The following is a 15888-nucleotide window of genomic DNA, read 5'->3' as shown; positions in this document are numbered from 1 at the left end:
TGACCTGGGTGCTGACCGGAGTCTTGTCCAGGTTCAGGTTTTCGAACTTCCACGCATCTGCACCGCTGACCGCATCGATGGCGTTGACCACTGGCTGGTTAGCACCGACATAGACGTTATCCGGCGCAATTGCAGTGGCGGAACCTGTGGTGCTGTTGGCTGCGACGACGACAGTCGTACCATCGGTCAGCTTGAAGTACAGCTCCGAGTGGTTGTTGATCGGCAGGCCGTCTTTGTTGGTCAGGGTGATGGTGTAAGTGATCTCGCCACCTTCGGTCACCGAAGGCGTGGCGGTCAGTTTGGCCACGACTTCGTCGAGGGTGTCGGTCACCTGAACCGAAGCATCGCCGCCCAGTTGCAGGTTTTCGAAGGTACGGCCATCGACATCCACGGCCGACTTGATGCCGAGGGTGATTTCGCCGCTGTCCAGATAGACGTCATCGCCCTGTGCCGCGTGCTCGTAAGGCGCGCTGGTCTCGCCAGCCTTGATGGTGACCTGGGCATTGTTGCTCAGGGTCACGACCAGGTCGTGGTCCAGTGGCTGATTGATGTGCACGGTGAAGGTCGGTTTGACGTTTTCAGCCACCGAAGCTTGATCGGCCGTGATGGTGACCTTGACCAGATCACCTTCGTTGCTGCCGCCTGGGTTGCCTGGAGTACCAGGCTCGTCAGTGACGGTAGTGCTGACCGGGGTCTTGTCCAGGGTCAGCTGTTCGAACTTGCCGACGTCGGCGCCGACAACGGTCGCGATCGACTGCACCACTGGGGGGTTGCTGCCGACGTAGACGTTGTCCGGGGCAGTCACGGTGATCGAACCGGTGGTGCTGTTGGCCGGCACGGTGATGACGGTCTTGCCGTCGCTCAACGTGAACGTCAGGGCGCCGTGGTTGTTGATCGGCAAGCCGTCTTTGTTGGTCAGCGTGATGGTGTAAGTGATCTCGCCGCCCTCGGTCACCGAAGGCGTGGCGGTCAGCTTGGCCACAACCTCACTGATGGTGTCCGAAATTTCAACAGTGGCCGGGCCACCCAAGGCCAGCTTCTCGAAGGTGGCACCCGGAACTGTAGCGTCGGTAACGCTGAGGGTGATGGAGCCGGCGTCGTGATAGACGTCATCGCCCTGAGCCGGAGTCTTGTACTCGACTTCGGTCTTGCCAGCTTCGATCGTCACTGTGTCGCCGTTCGACAGGGTTACGGTCAACGGACGGTCCAGCGCCTGGCTTACTTTCACCGTAAAGGAAGGTTGCTGGTCTTCGGTCACATTGCCATTGCTGACGATGCTTACGGTAACAGTGTCGATGCTGTCATTGATGACAGTCGAGGCTGGGGTCGGGTTCGGCGTCAACTGCTCGAAGTTACCGCCCGTGGCGTTCTCGATGGTGACGCTGACGGTCGAGCCGTTGTTGTAGACGTCGTTGGCCGGAGTCTGGAAGTCGACGCTGCCCTGGGTCTTGCCCGCTTCAACGGTGATGGTCTGGCCGTTGGACAGGGTCACGGTTACCGGAGTCTGAGCAGGGTTGCTCAGGGTCACGGTGTAGGTGATCACGCCACCTTCGGTCACCGACGGGTTCGCCGTCAGGGTCGCGGTAGTGGTGTCGACCGAATCGTTGATCGTGGTCTGAGCCGGGGTCGGATTCGGGGTCAGCTGCTCGAAGTTACCGCCCGTGGCGTTCTCGATGGTGACGCTGACGGTCGAGCCGTTGTTGTAGACGTCGTTCGCCGGGGTCTGGAAGTCGACACTGCCCTGGGTCTTGCCCGCTTCAACGGTGATGGTCTGGCCGTTGGACAGGGTCACGGTTACCGGAGTCTGGGCAGGGTTGCTCAGGGTCACGGTGTAGGTGATCACGCCACCTTCGGTCACGCTAGGCGACGCAGTCAGGGTCGCGGTAGTGGTGTCGACCGAATCGTTGATCGTGGTCTGAGCCGGGGTCGGATTCGGGGTCAGCTGCTCGAAGTTACCGCCCGTGGCGTTCTCGATGGTGACACTGACGGTCGAGCCGTTGTTGTAGACGTCGTTCGCCGGGGTCTGGAAGTCGACACTGCCCTGGGTCTTGCCTGCTTCAACGGTGATGGTCTGGCCGTTGGACAGGGTCACGGTTACCGGAGTCTGGGCAGGGTTGCTCAGGGTCACGGTGTAGGTGATCACGCCGCCTTCGGTCACGCTAGGCGACGCAGTCAGGGTAGCCGTGGTGGTGTCGATGGTATCCGTCACCTGGGTAACCGCAGGCGTTTGCGGCAATGTTACCGTCAGCCCGCCACCACCGGTGCTACCTGTCACGGTCGCCGAAATCTGGCCACCGTCGATATATGGGGTGTCATTCGCCGGGACCACGACGTTGACGCTACCGCTGGTCTGCCCGGCCGGAATGACGATCACAGCACCATTGGACAGGGTAACGACCAGGTTGGTGGTCGGTGCCTGGCCAACCGTGGCGGTATAAACGATTACGCCACCCGCCTCGCTGATCGAAGGGGTAGCGCCAAGAATCAGGTCCGTAGCAACGTTGGTGTCCGTCGTCGGTGGGATCACCAGGTTGTTGCCGTTGGTGTCCAGCAGGCCCACTTCCTCGCTATCGAGCGCAGCGGCAAAGCCCAAGCCGTCAGTCGGGAAGCCAACCGTCGGGTCGACCCGGCCCGCCGTTTCTTCGAGCATCACGAAGCTATGACCACCGCCCAGCGCACCACCACCGCCCGCTGCCGACGGGCCAGCTGCGGTAGCTTCAAGCTCTGTAGTCGGGTCGACACCCGCAGCAATCGCCTGCTGCAGCTCTTCCACCGAAGGCGCAGCCTGGGCAGTCGCCTGGCTCAGATCGGTGCTGCTGTCAGGTGCTTCAGCGCTCCATTGGCTATCGCGACCCAGATCGAGCAGACGGCCATCAGCCAGTTCCAGAGTAACCGCGCCACCAGGACCAGTGAGCACTTCTTCACCGGTCAATAGACGGTCACCCTCGATGAGTACACGCCGGATGCCCTCTGGGGATACCGCAATAACCTGGCCGACAATACTTTTGACGATGGCTACAACGCTGCTCATTGGACTCTCCGTGTGACCCGATGGGGTACTTCCCTGCCAGAGCGGCGCTTGCTAGCCACTTCAGGCGGAACTATGTAGATGATCTCTTGACGTTTTTTGACGTCAACATTCCGTCTATAACTATTTGGAATTGCTTAACTGCCAAACTATTGACCTTATACATGCCATCCTAAACAATCGGCAATGTAATGTCACATTGATATTTGTACCTTAGCCAAGCGTTTCTCAAGGACAAATGTCGTACATCATCTAAAGCCTGTTTATCCCTCGATCCAGGTACTTATTTACACACCTGGGCCGCCATGGATGATGCGGCGAGACCATCGTTCATCGGGCGCGGTCAGTGTTATTGGCGTCAACATTCAAACCACTGTCAATCGCCCCGGCACTGCATGTCCATAAAGCACAAACCTTGCCGGGTTGCGGCTTGCCAGCGGACTGAAAGCAGGTTGAATCGCGAATGCGTTGCACGCTCAAGCCGCACAGGTTTTCAATTGTGCATACACCACGAGCAGCGAATTGTCGCAAATCAAAGAGATGCTGCACGGGTGCGCCAATACTGCCGCCCCACTCATGGGAAACCGCTTGCGATTATCGAACGCTGACGGCCCAGGGATGTGCTTTCTATAGATGAATTTTGACTAACAAGTTACAACCAAACGCCAATTAACCAGCGCCTGTTTACTGACAATGACTAAGCTGGATATCGAAGCCCCTGCCGCCGCAGGCTGGATGGCAGGCTATGCTGCAACTTGGCGCCAAGCCTAATGGCTGGATCAAAAATGAAACATTCATAGCGCCGCTACGTCTGGTAAAAATGAAGCACCTAGAATTGTTTACTCAACACCGATTCAGGGCGACCATTGGCCAGTTGCACAAGCCTCAGGGTGTCATAGCCCTTATCCGCACAGCTTGGTAGCACCATAGATTGCCAGGGTGAGCCGGCCTGACCTTTGACGGCGGCACACCTACCCCACCCACCACAAGGATGAAGAGAGCGCCGCGTGGAATCCGAAGTCAGTCGAGTCCAACTCAGCCACGATCCACGCAGTCAGCATGACGATCCCCTGCTGGATAGTCTGTTGAGCCTGTGTGTGCTGCACCAGAAACCCGCCAGCCGGGTCATGTTGACCACAGGCCTGCCGCTGCCCGCCCAGCGCCTGAGCCCCGAGCTGCTGCCCCGTGCCGCCGCCCGGGCAGGCCTGCAAGGGCGCCTGCTGCAGCGCAAGCTGGAGCAGATCCCGAGCATCGCCATGCCGGCCATGCTGCTGCTCAAGGAAGGCCGCAGCGCCGTTCTGCTGGGCTGGGAAAATGAGGACACCGCACGCCTGCTGCTCAGCGAGAGCGATGGTGGCGAGGTGCACGTCAGCCGTGAAGCGCTGCAAAGCGACTACAGCGGCCGCGTGTTCTTTGCGCAGCCGCAGCACAAGTTCGACGTCAACCACGGCAACCTCATCCCACGGGCGAAGTCGTGGTTCCGCGACACCCTGCTGCGCAGCAAGTGGCTGTACATCGACGCGATCGCCGCCAGCCTGGTGATCAACCTGATCGCCCTGGCCGCGCCGCTGTTCGTGATGAACGTGTATGACCGGGTGGTGCCCAACCAGGCCACCTCGACGCTCTGGGTGCTGGCCATCGGTATCGCCGGCGCGTATATCTTCGACCTGATACTCAAGGGCCTGCGCGGCCTGTGCCTGGACCTGGCCGGCAAAAAGACCGACCTGATCATCTCGGCAACGCTGTTCGAGCGCATCGTCGGCATGTCGATGAAGTACCGGCCTGCACGGGTCGGCAGCTTTGCTCAGAACATTCACGAGTTCCAGGGCCTGCGCGACTTCCTTGCCTCGCTGACCCTGACCAGCCTGATCGACCTGCCTTTCACCATCCTCATCCTGATCGTCATCGCCATCATTGGCGGGCACCTCGTATGGATCCCGATTATTGCCTTCCCGCTGGCCCTGGGCATCGGCTACGCCCTGCAACGGCCGCTGATGGCGACCATGGAACGGACCATGGCCCTGGCCTCTGAGCGCCAGTCCAGCCTGATCGAGACACTGGCCGGCCTGGATGCGGTGAAGGTCAACAACGCCGAAAGCGAGCGTCAGTACATGTGGGAGCAGACCCTCGGCACCCTCAGCCGCCTGGAACTGCGTGTAAAGGTGCTGTCGAGCCTGGCGATGAATATCACCCTGCTGATCCAGCAACTGGCAGGCGTGGCAATGATCTGCGTCGGCGTGTACCTGATCATCGACGGCAACCTGAGCATGGGCGGCCTGGTGGCCTGCTACATGCTCAGCGGCCGCGCCCTCGGCCCGCTGGGCCAGCTCAATGGCCTGCTCGCCCGCTATCAGCAAGCCAAGGTGACCATGGTCTCCACCGACCATATGATGGAGCTGCCGCAAGAGCGCAACTTCGAAGAGCGCCCGCTGAGCCGCAAGGTGCTGCAGGGTAGCGTCGAGTTCCGTGGGGTCGACTTCACCTACCCGAACCAGCAGAACCTGGCCCTGAAGAACATCAACCTCACCATCCGCCCTGGCGAGAAGGTCGGCATCATCGGCCGCAGCGGCTCGGGCAAGAGCTCGCTGGCCAAGCTTATCGTCGGCCTGTACGAGGCCGATGGTGGCTCACTGCTGGTCGATGGCGTGGACATTCGCCAGATCGATGTCAGCGAACTGCGCCACAATATCGGCTACGTCCCGCAGGACATCCAGCTATTGGCCGGCACCTTGCGTGACAACCTGGTCAGCGGCGCCCGCTACATCGAAGACGAATTGATCCTGCAAGCCGCCGAACTGGCGGGCGTGCATGAGTTCGCCCGGCTGCACCCGGACGGCTATGAGCTGCAAGTGGGTGAACGCGGTCAGAACCTGTCCGGCGGCCAGCGGCAGAACGTCGCCCTGGGCCGTGCGCTGCTGCTCAACCCACAGATACTGCTGCTGGACGAGCCGACCAGCGCCATGGACAACACCGGTGAAGAACGCCTCAAGCAGCGCCTGCAAGCGGTGGTGGAAGGCAAGACGGTGCTACTGGTCACGCACCGTGCCTCGCTGCTGTCGCTGGTGGACCGGCTGATTGTGATCGATCGCGGGCAGATTGTCGCCGACGGCCCGAAAGCCGCGGTCATGGATGCGCTGAAGAAGGGGCAAATCAGTGTTGCATAAGCTGGATATGGGGCAGTTCAAGGACGGCCTGCGGCGCTATTTCAAAGGCAGTGACTCGCTTGGCGGCCAGCCGCTGCCGGAGGTCAACAAGGCCCTTATCGAGGATGCGCCGCGGGTGGTGCGGCTGACCATTTGGGGCGTGATCCTGTTCTTCGTGTTCTTGATCGTGTGGGCCAGCGTTGCGCCCATCGACGAAGTCACACGGGGTGAAGGCAAGGCCATTCCGTCGTCCAAGGTGCAGAAGATCCAGAACCTGGAGGGCGGCATCGTCGCTGAAATTTTCGCAAAGGAAGGGGAGATCGTCGAAGTCGGCCAGCCATTGCTACGCCTGGATGAAACCCGCTTCGCCTCCAACGTGGGTGAAACCGAGGCCGACCGCCTGGCCATGGCCCTGCGGGTCGAACGCTTGAGCGCCGAGGTCCAGGACAGCCCGCTGAAGATCGACGAAGAACTGCGCAAAGCCGCGCCAAGCCAGGCGGCCAGTGAAGAGTCGCTGTACCAGAGCCGGCGCCAGCAACTGCAGGATGAAATTGGCGGCCTGCAGCAGCAGCTGGTCCAACGCCAGCAGGAACTGCGCGAATACAGCTCCAAGCGCGCCCAGTACGCTAACAGCCTTGAGCTGCTGCGCAAGGAAATCGGCATGTCCGAACCGCTGGTGGCGACCGGCGCGATTTCCCAGGTTGAGGTGCTGCGCCTGCGCCGTGCTGAAGTGGAAAACCGCGGTCAGCTGGACTCCACCGCACTGGCCATCCCGCGTGCCGAGGCTGCCATCCGCGAGGTGCAAAGCAAGATCGAAGAGACCCGTGGCAAGTTCCGCAGCGAAGCGCTAACCCAGCTGAACGAAGCGCGCACCGAACTGAACAAGGCCACCGCCACCAGCAAAGCGCTGGACGACCGGGTTCACCGCACCATGGTCACTTCGCCGGTGCGCGGTATCGTCAAGCAACTGCTGGTGAACACCATTGGCGGTGTAATCCAGCCTGGCAGCGATATCATCGAGATCGTGCCACTGGACGACACGCTGGTCATCGAGGCGAAGATCCTGCCCAAAGACATCGCCTTCCTGCACCCTGGCCAGGAAGCGACAGTCAAGTTCACGGCGTATGACTACACCATCTACGGTGGGCTGAAGGCCAAACTTGAGCAGATCGGCGCCGACACCATCACCGATGAAGACAAGAAGACCACTTACTACCTGATCAAGCTGCGCACCGATCGCAGCCACCTGGGGACGGACGAGAAGCCGCTGCTGATCATTCCGGGGATGGTGGCGACGGTGGACATCATGACCGGCAAGAAGACCATCATGAGCTACCTGCTCAAGCCGATCATGAAGGCGCGTTCGGAAGCGCTGCGCGAGCGCTAGAAGGCAGACTCAAGGCCGCGTGCTTTCTCTGTGGGAGCGGCCTTGTGTCGCGAAAGGGCCGCAACGCGGCCCCGGGATTTTCGCATTACTGCATAAACTACTGGGGCTGCCATGCAGCCCTTTTCGCGACACAAGGCCGCTCCCACATGCACAGCGTCAGGCCTGGGAGTCAGATCAGGCAACTGGCAGGAAAGCTCTTTAGCGCCAGGGCGCAGGCTCACCGACCAGCTGGCCCTGAATCCCACCTACGCCCATCTCCTGCAACACCCGCCGCTCCCCTTCGGTCTCGACCCGCTCGGCAATCAGCGGCAAATCGATGCTGTGGGCCGCACGCTGAATCGCTTCGATGAACAACCGCTTGTGCTGCTCATGGTCGATGTTGCGGATGTAGCTGCCGTCAATCTTCAGGTACGCCAGGCCCAGGTGCGCCAGGTTGCCGATCATGCTGAAGCGCCCGCCAAAGCGCTGCAGCGCCAGGCCGAAGCCAAGCCCGTGCAGGCGCCGGGTGAGCTGCTCCAAGGCGGCCTGTTCAGGCAACTGCTCCTCGCCAATTTCAAAAACCAGCCGCGGGCCGAGCGCCGCGTTCTGGCCCAGCAGCTCGAAGACGCGCTGCAGGGCCTTGGGGTCGGCCAGGGTGGCGGCGGACAGGTTCAGCGCCAGCACCTGGTCGTGCCCTCGTAGGTGCGCCAACACTTTCTCCAGCACCAGCACATCCAGCCGTGGCATCCAGCCGAAGCGCTCCAACCAGGGCAGGAAGCGGCCCGCTGGCAACGCCTCGCCCTGGCCATCCTGCAAACGCGAAATCACTTTGTGGTGCAGTACCCGTTGCGCTGAAGCACAATCCACCACTGGCTGGAAGAACAGCTCGAAATGCCCATTGCCGAATGCCTGATCGAGCCGCTCGTGCCAGGCATGTTGGCTGTCCCCAGCCACTGCGGCAACGCCTTGTTCAAGGCACACCCAGCCCGGCGTTGGCTGGTTCTCGGCACGGGCCAGCGCCTCGTCGGCGAGTTTCAGCAACGCCTGCGGTGAGTCACCGGGGCTGAACGGCGCCAGGCCGATACAAGCGACCGGGTCGATATCACTGGCACCCGTTTCGTGCAGGCTCTGCAGCGTCGCCTCCAGGGCCTGGGCAAGTTGCACGGCCTCTTCATGCACCATGCCCGGCGCCAGCACGGCAAACTCGCCACCGCGGCTGCGGGAAATCAGGTCATTGGTTTCCGGGTAGCTTGCACAGGTGCGGCGCAACTGTTCGCCTACTGCCTGCAGCAACTGGTCGGTACGCTGGCCGCCAAGGCGGGCATTCAGGCCGGCCAGGCCCTGAACCCGCAGCAACAGCAGGTAGCCGGCGCGCGCCTCTTCCAGGTTGCTCACCCGGGTGTTCAGTTGCATTTCGAAATACCGGCGGTTGGACAGCCCGGTCAGGCTGTCCTGGTAGGACTCGGCACGCAGCCGCTCACTGCGCTCGGCCTGCTCGGTGAACAGCGCTTTGAGTTTCTCGACCATCTGGTTCATCGCCTGCACCACACGGCGTAACTCTGGCGTGCGCGGCAGCTCTGGAAGGCTGAGGAATTCGCGGCGGGCAATCGCGTGGGATTGCTCAACCATATAGTCCAGCGGCCGCAACTGGCGGCGCAACAGCAATGCACCGAGCACAGCACTGGCCGCACCACACAACAGCAACCAACCCAGGCTGCCCAGAGCACTTTGCCAAAGTTTGGCAATGGCGAACATCGGGTGGCTGATCACTTCAACGCGCGCGGCCTGTTGCCAGCCACGGCTGACGATGGCATCGCCACCAGCAGCCTCAAGGCCGATCAAGTGCACGAACCATCGCGGTACGCCACCTGGGTCCGGCTCAGCGTGGCGCTCCACCAGCACAGCATTGGAGCCCAGGTCGACGACCTTGATGCTTGCATAGTAACCACTGTCGAAGATCGAGCTAACCATCAGTTCGACCATCGCCGGGTCGTCGATATTCGGCGTCAGCGACAGCGCCAGCGCGGTCGCCGCGTCCTGGGCGTGCGAGCGCAACTGGTTGACATACTGGCTGCGCGAGCTTTCCAGGCTGACCATGAAACTGCCACTGAAGGCGACCACCAGGAACAGGCAAATGGCCAACAGCAATTGTTTGAACAGTGACATCTGTGCTCCTTCAGTAAACCGGCTCGGCCGGGAACCCTTCGGCCTGCATTTTCTTCAACAAATCCTGCCAGCGTGACAGCCGCTTGGTATCGCCGACCTTCTTGTTCCCGGCAGCGCCCGTCAGCCACAGCCCCTCGCCATTGAAGGCGTACACCGGCAACAGGTCGGTACGTTGGCTTGCCGGCTTGATGGCGTCCATCAGGCTGTCGAGCACCAAAGGCTGGGCCTGTGGGCTTGAATAATAGGTCAGGACCATGTGTGCCCGGTTCTGTCGCAGCGCCTTGACGTAGGTAATGCGCAGTTTTTCACTGGGGATACCCATGCGCCGCAGGCTGAAATATTTGGCGATGGCGTAGTCCTCGCAATCCCCTGCACCTTTGATCAGTGCCTGCACAGGCGTGGCCCAGTAATCGACTTCATGCCACAGGTCGATGTCTTCGACATAGCGCAATTGCTGGTTGAAGAAGCGGTTGACCACTTGCAGCCGCTCAAGCTCAGTCCCCTGCTTCTGCGTAGCCATCAGGTTCTGCCAGGCATCGATACGGCCCTGCCCGGCACCCAACGGGCCGTAGAGCGCCTGCGACTTGCGGCTGATCTGGGAAAAATCCCAATCCGCGTGCAAGCCGCCCAGCAGCAGACTGCCCAGCAGCGCGGCAAAGCCGACACGTCGCACAACGGTTTTCAGCAACCAGGATATCGCCACTGCGAAGCCCTGTTCAGACCAGTCGAAAGCAGCGATGGTGGGGCTTGCCACAACAAAAGACAATGGCACCCTGCAATCATGCACCCGCCTGTCAGGCCGCCTACACTTTCTAGTTATATCCTTCTGAAGGGCGCTTCCTTTGGCAGACGACTTCATCCACCATAGCCGCGCTTTTGGGGCGCCCGTACCCGTGCGGGTGCAGGTTTGACACCCTTACAAGCTGTTACTACTGTCATTGGATCCAACTTTAGTCATTGTTAAGGCAGACGTCGCGTGGCCGAGAAAATCAAACTGAGCAATGTGCTGGCAAGCGAACAGCTGCTGCCGCATCAGGCCCGTGGCGTGATCGAAGAGCGCCTGCGCAGTGCCATTCTCGATGGGCGCTTACCCCCAGGTACTGCCGTGCGCCAACAAGAACTCGCCACCTTGTTCGGTGTCAGCCGCATGCCCGTGCGCGAAGCCCTGCGCCAGCTCGAAGCGCAATCCCTGTTGAAAGTAGAGATGCACAAGGGCGCTGTGGTTGCGCCGCTGATCGGTGAGGATGCAGTGGACACCTATGCCCTGCGCGTATTGCTCGAGAGTGAGGCGCTGCGCCAGTCGATCCCGCTGCTCGATGCCAGCGACATCGCCAGCGCCCGCGGGTATATCCAGCAACTGGAGAATGAAACCCGTCACGCCGAAATCGGCCGCCTCAACCGCCTGTTCCACATGGCGCTATACAGCAGGGCACCAAACAAGAAGCTACTGCGCCTGATCGAGAACGAACTGAACGAGGAAGAGCGCTTCCTGCGCTTCCATCTTTCGTCCATGGGCTTGGGCAAGCTCACTCAGGACGATCACAACGCACTGGCGGATGCGGCCAGCGACAAACTGGTGGATGAGGCGGTAGCGGTGCTGGAACGGCATCTCAACAGCGGGGCGCGGGTAATTCGCAAGTACCTGGATACACAACTGGGGCGCTAACCCACTGCCGCCTAGCGCAGCGTGCGACCAGATGGGTTGCAAATTGATGCGGCGCCACCAACAATGAGACTAATTATCATTCATGTCCATTGATGCCGGCGCCCCTCCCCCATGCCCAGCAACGACTGCGTGCAAACGCTATACAGTGACCATCACGGCTGGCTGCATGCCTGGCTGCGCAGCAAGCTAGGCAATGCGGCCGATGCCGCCGACCTGGCCCAAGACACCTTCGTACGCTTGCTACAGCGCCGTGAACAATTGCAACTGAATGCACCCAGGGCCTTCCTGCGCACGGTAGCGCGCGGGTTGGTGATCGATCACTGGCGGCGCGAGGAACTGCACAGGGCTTACCTGGAGGCTTTGGCGCATGTGCCGGAAGCATTGGCCCCCTCTGCCGAAACCCGCGAGCTGCTACTGGAGTTGCTTGAGCGCATTGCACGCATGCTCGACGGCCTCAAACCCAAGGTACGTCGCGCATTCCTCCTGGCTCAATGCGAGGGGCTGAAGCACCAGGCCATCGCCGAACAGCTGGGGATCTCGGTGCGCACCGTAGAACGCTACATTGCCGATGCGCTCTATCACTGCTACGTGCTGCACTACCAGGACGAGTGCTGAGTCGATGACCGCCGCACGCCCTGATACGAAAGCGGTCAAGCAGGCCATCCAGTGGATGCTGCGGTTGCGCGAGAGTGGGCACGACCTGGCGTTGCAACAACAGTGTGCGCAATGGCGCAGTGCCCACCACGAACACGAACACGCCTGGCAGCGGGTGACGCACTTGCATCAAAACCTCGACCTACGCGCCATCCCCGGTGCCGGGCTGGCTTTGCAGACCCTGGAAACCAGCCAGCAGCGCCTGCGTCGAAGGCAGGCGTTGAAGCTGCTTGGGGGCGTTGTCATGGCGGGATCGGCGAGCTGGCTGGCTAAAGACCTCGATGCTGTCAGTGCCTGGGCATCGGACTATGCCACCGGCACGGGCGAACGGCGCGTCTTCACCCTGCCCGATGGCTCACTGATGCAACTCAACACCCGCAGTGCCGTGGACCTGGCCTTCATTGATCGGCAGCGTCTGGTCCGCCTGAAGCATGGCGAACTGATGATCACGTGTAATCCCCGGCATCCCGTGTTTGTACAAACCCGCGACGTGCTGCTGGAAGGCTTTGAAGGACGCTTTGTAGCCTATCAGGATAGCGACTGCACACGTGTCAGCGTCAGCCGCGGAAAAGTGGCGATACACCGGCCTGGCATTGCCCAACTGCAGTGGATCGAGAGTGGACAGAACTGGCGCCTGGATGCTCATGGCGCACAACGGATCGCACAGATGGACATGGACGCGATGGCATGGACCGAAGGGCTGATCGTCACTCAGAACATGCGCCTCGCGGATTTTCTCGCGCAGGTCAGCCGTTATCGCCATGGTTACCTGGGCTGCAGCAACGAGATTGCCGACCTGCGCCTGTCGGGCGTATTCCGCCTCGAAGACCCGGAACAATTGCTTCGGCTGCTACCGCAGACGCTGCCCGTACGGGTTCATCAACGTACACGCTGGTGGGTGCGTGTCGAAAGCACGACCTGATGAGGCCTTAACGTTTTTTTGTCGGGTTTTGAACCCCGGTCCGGCTAGGACAGTAAGCGACATCTTCTGCCCTCATCACTTCAACGGACCCTTCATGTTCATCAAGCCGGTGTTAAACCACACTTTCAGCCCGAATGATTTTCGACCAGTCCTGCAGTCCGCTTACTTACGCCATGCCATACGGGCTGCTCTGTTTGGTACCGCCATGGGCCTGGCAGCTGTTGCGCAACTGTCCGTTGCGGCTGAAACAGCCCAAGTGAGTCATCACTATGCAATACCGGCCGGCCAACTGGCCGATGTATTGAACCAGTTCGCTCGCCAGGCCGGCATCACCCTGTCCAGTACGCCTCAGTTGACCGATCGCCTGCAATCCAACGGCCTGCAGGGGCAATACGCCATTGATCACGCGCTGCGCCAGTTGCTTAATGGCAGCGGGCTGGAAGCTGTCAGCCAGGACGGACGCAACTATGTGCTGCAGGCACAGCATCAGGACGCAGCCCTGGCATTGCCAGACACCGATGTCCGTAGTTTCTCTCTGGGCAACGCCTTGGGCAGCATGGAGGGTTACAACGCCACGCATAGCCAAGTGGCGACCAAGACCAGCATGCCACTGGTGGAGACCTCCCAATCGGTCTCGGTAGTAACTCGCCAGCAGATGGACGATCAGGGCTCTCAGACCGTTGCCCAGGCCATGCGCTACACGCCTGGGGTACTGACCAACCCCTACGGTGCCACCCATCGCTACGACTATGTGGCCATGCGCGGCTTCAACGACGGCTCGGTGGATAACATCTACGTCGATGGGCTCAAGTCCATGGGCGACAATGGCACTTACAGCACCATGCAGGTGGACCCGTACTTCCTTGAGCGCATCGACATTCTCAAGGGGCCGTCTTCAGTACTCTATGGGCGAAGCTCGCCGGGCGGCCTGGTAGCCCTTACCACCAAGAAGCCACTGTTCACCCCTTACCACCAGGTTCAAGCCACGGTCGGCACCCAGGGCCAGCGGGGCATGGGCTTCGACTTCAGTGGCCCTGTAGATGATGACAAGCGTATTGCGTATCGCCTGACAGGTTTGGCGGATGCTTCGGACACACAGTTCGACCACAACAAGGAAGAACGCTATACCATCGCCCCGGCCATCAGCGTCGACTTCACCGAGGACACCTCGCTCACACTGCAGGCTTACCTGCAGCACGACCCTAACGGCGGGTACCACGGCGGCAACCCTGCTGACGGTATGCTGCATAAGCGCAACGGCTTGCGCTTGTCGGACCACTTTTTCGAGGGTGAGCCGGGTATCGATAATTACGAGCGCACCCAGCAGTCCTTCAGCTACCAGTTCGAGCATCGCTTCAACGATGTGTTCACCGCGCGGCAGAACTTCCGCTACCAGGATTCCGACGTGTCCATGGACCAGGTGTACTCGGCCGGCTGGGCGGATGCCGACAGCAACATTCTCAACCGCGCCTATACCGGCGGCGACGAGCGCCTGCATTCGTACATCATCGACAATATGCTGCAGGCGGAATTCTTCACCGGCGCGGCCAAACACACCCTGCTGCTGGGCGCCGACTACCAGCGACGCAAAGCCGATGTCGCATGGCGCTATGGCACGGTCGACCCGCTGGACGCCGGCAACCCGCAATACGGTAATGGCAACCTTCAGGTACTGGGCGAAAACCGCTACCAGCGGCGCTTGCAGCAAACAGGTGTGTATCTGCAGGACCTGGTGGAGGTCGACCAGTGGCGATTGTCCCTTGGGCTTCGCCAGGACTGGGTGAAGGTGTCCGAGGAGAATCGCGACAGCGACACCAAGGTCAGCGATCAGCGCTCCAGGTTTACTACCCGGGCCGGGGTGCTCTACCTGTTCGAGAATGGCATTGCGCCTTATGTCAGCTACTCGGAGTCGTTCAATCCCAATACCGTGTCCGACCAGCAAGGCCGCCCGCTGGCACCGACCGAGGGCACTCAGTGGGAAGCCGGCATCAAGTATCAGCCTCCGGGCAGCGACAACCTGTTTACCGCATCGGTGTTCCGTATCGAGCAGGAAAACCTGGCTTCGAAGCAGCCTGACGAAAACTTTTATCGCCCGGTAGGTGAAGTACGCTCGCAAGGGCTGGAGCTAGAGGCTCATGTGCAGCTGAGCGACAGCCTGAAACTGCTGGGTGGCTATACCTTCACCGATATCGAGTACGCCAAGTCGATGCCGAGCCTGGTGTCGGCCAGCCTGGACAATGAAGGCAACGCGCCAACCCAGGCACCGAAACAGATGTTCTCGCTGTGGGCTGACTATAACTTCCACCAAGGGGCTCTGGATGGACTGCGGCTGGGCGGTGGGGTGCGATATGTGGGCTATAGCTGGGTGGATGCGGAAAACAGCATGAAGGTGCCTTCCTACACCCTGTTCGACGCTTCGATCGGCTATGACCTGGGGAAGGTGGGTCTGACGGGTGTGGATGTGCGGCTGAACGCAAACAACCTTACCAATGAAAGCTACATTACCTCATGTGCCAGCCTGAACTACTGCTACATGGGTGAAGAGCGCAATGTGAGCGCTACGGTCAGCTATCAGTTTTGAGCGTTATTGAAACCCGGAAAAGACAAAGCCCCTGTCTGCATCGCAGACAGGGGCTTTGGGTTTGAATCTTGACGATGACCTACTCTCACATGGGGAAACCCCACACTACCATCGGCGATGCATCGTTTCACTGCTGAGTTCGGGATGGGATCAGGTGGTTCCAATGCTCTATGGTCGTCAAGAAATTCTGTGTGCTGGCCCGTCCTTCGGACGTGCCTGCGAATCTCTGTAGTTCCTACTTAAAGACAAAACCCCTACCTGCATGTGCAGATAGGGGTTTTGCGAAATGAATCTTGACGATGACCTACTCTCACATGGGGAAACCCCACACTACCATCGGCGATGCATCGTTTCACTGCTGA

Annotated in this window: 9 protein-coding genes and 1 rRNA gene; 6 read left to right on the top strand and 4 right to left on the bottom strand. The window is 60.5% G+C overall.

Annotation, left to right across the window (positions count from 1 at the left end; genetic code table 11):
- Positions 1-3031, bottom strand: a 3031-nt coding sequence (locus tag DM807_RS27215) for a retention module-containing protein (RefSeq protein WP_179028174.1), incomplete at its 3' end; no start/stop codon positions are given.
- 1004 nt (positions 3032-4035) lie between these two features.
- On the opposite strand from DM807_RS27215, the gene DM807_RS27210 reads away from it, so the two are divergent.
- Both DM807_RS27210 and DM807_RS27205 read left to right on the top strand, forming a co-directional pair.
- Positions 4036-6192, top strand: a complete 2157-nt coding sequence (locus DM807_RS27210) for a type I secretion system permease/ATPase (RefSeq protein ID WP_012269971.1) — start codon at positions 4036-4038, stop codon at positions 6190-6192.
- Positions 6193-6199: 7 nt separating this feature from the next.
- Positions 6200-7558 (top strand): HlyD family type I secretion periplasmic adaptor subunit, encoded by a 1359-nt coding sequence (locus DM807_RS27205; RefSeq protein ID WP_069943456.1) that lies wholly within the window; start codon positions 6200-6202, stop codon positions 7556-7558.
- Positions 7559-7756: 198 nt separating this feature from the next.
- On the opposite strand, the gene lapD is transcribed toward DM807_RS27205, so the two are convergent.
- Together lapD and lapG are read right to left on the bottom strand one after the other, a co-directional pair.
- Positions 7757-9703: a cyclic di-GMP receptor LapD gene (gene lapD / locus DM807_RS27200; protein WP_012269969.1), complete on the bottom strand. Its 1947-nt coding sequence runs from the start codon at positions 9701-9703 to the stop codon at positions 7757-7759.
- Between the two features lie 10 nt (positions 9704-9713).
- Positions 9714-10475 (bottom strand): cysteine protease LapG, encoded by a 762-nt coding sequence (gene lapG / locus DM807_RS27195; protein WP_171577298.1) that lies wholly within the window; start codon positions 10473-10475, stop codon positions 9714-9716.
- Between the two features lie 204 nt (positions 10476-10679).
- Between lapG and DM807_RS27190 the strand changes: the two genes are divergently transcribed.
- The 4 genes from DM807_RS27190 (at position 10680) to DM807_RS27175 (ending at position 15526) form a co-directional block, all read left to right on the top strand.
- Complete coding sequence (locus DM807_RS27190; RefSeq protein WP_060494610.1) at positions 10680-11369, top strand: GntR family transcriptional regulator; 690 nt, start codon at positions 10680-10682, stop codon at positions 11367-11369.
- A 111-nt stretch (positions 11370-11480) separates the two neighbouring features.
- The gene (locus DM807_RS27185; RefSeq protein ID WP_012269966.1) at positions 11481-11984 is read left to right on the top strand and encodes a sigma-70 family RNA polymerase sigma factor; all 504 of its coding nucleotides are present in this window, start codon (positions 11481-11483) and stop codon (positions 11982-11984) included.
- A 4-nt stretch (positions 11985-11988) separates the two neighbouring features.
- Positions 11989-12945, top strand: a complete 957-nt coding sequence (locus DM807_RS27180) for a FecR family protein (protein ID WP_179028173.1) — start codon at positions 11989-11991, stop codon at positions 12943-12945.
- Positions 12946-13039: 94 nt separating this feature from the next.
- Positions 13040-15526, top strand: coding sequence for a TonB-dependent siderophore receptor (locus DM807_RS27175; RefSeq protein WP_012269964.1), 2487 nt, complete (start codon positions 13040-13042; stop codon positions 15524-15526).
- 66 nt (positions 15527-15592) lie between these two features.
- Here the strand turns inward: DM807_RS27175 and rrf are convergent.
- A 5S ribosomal RNA gene (gene rrf, locus DM807_RS27170) occupies positions 15593-15708 on the bottom strand.
- Positions 15709-15888: the final 180 nt, after the last annotated feature.

It is taken from the genome of Pseudomonas hunanensis, assembly GCF_013393325.1.
GTDB lineage: Bacteria > Pseudomonadota > Gammaproteobacteria > Pseudomonadales > Pseudomonadaceae > Aquipseudomonas > Aquipseudomonas putida_P.
This window is presented reverse-complemented; position numbering and strand designations above follow the sequence as displayed.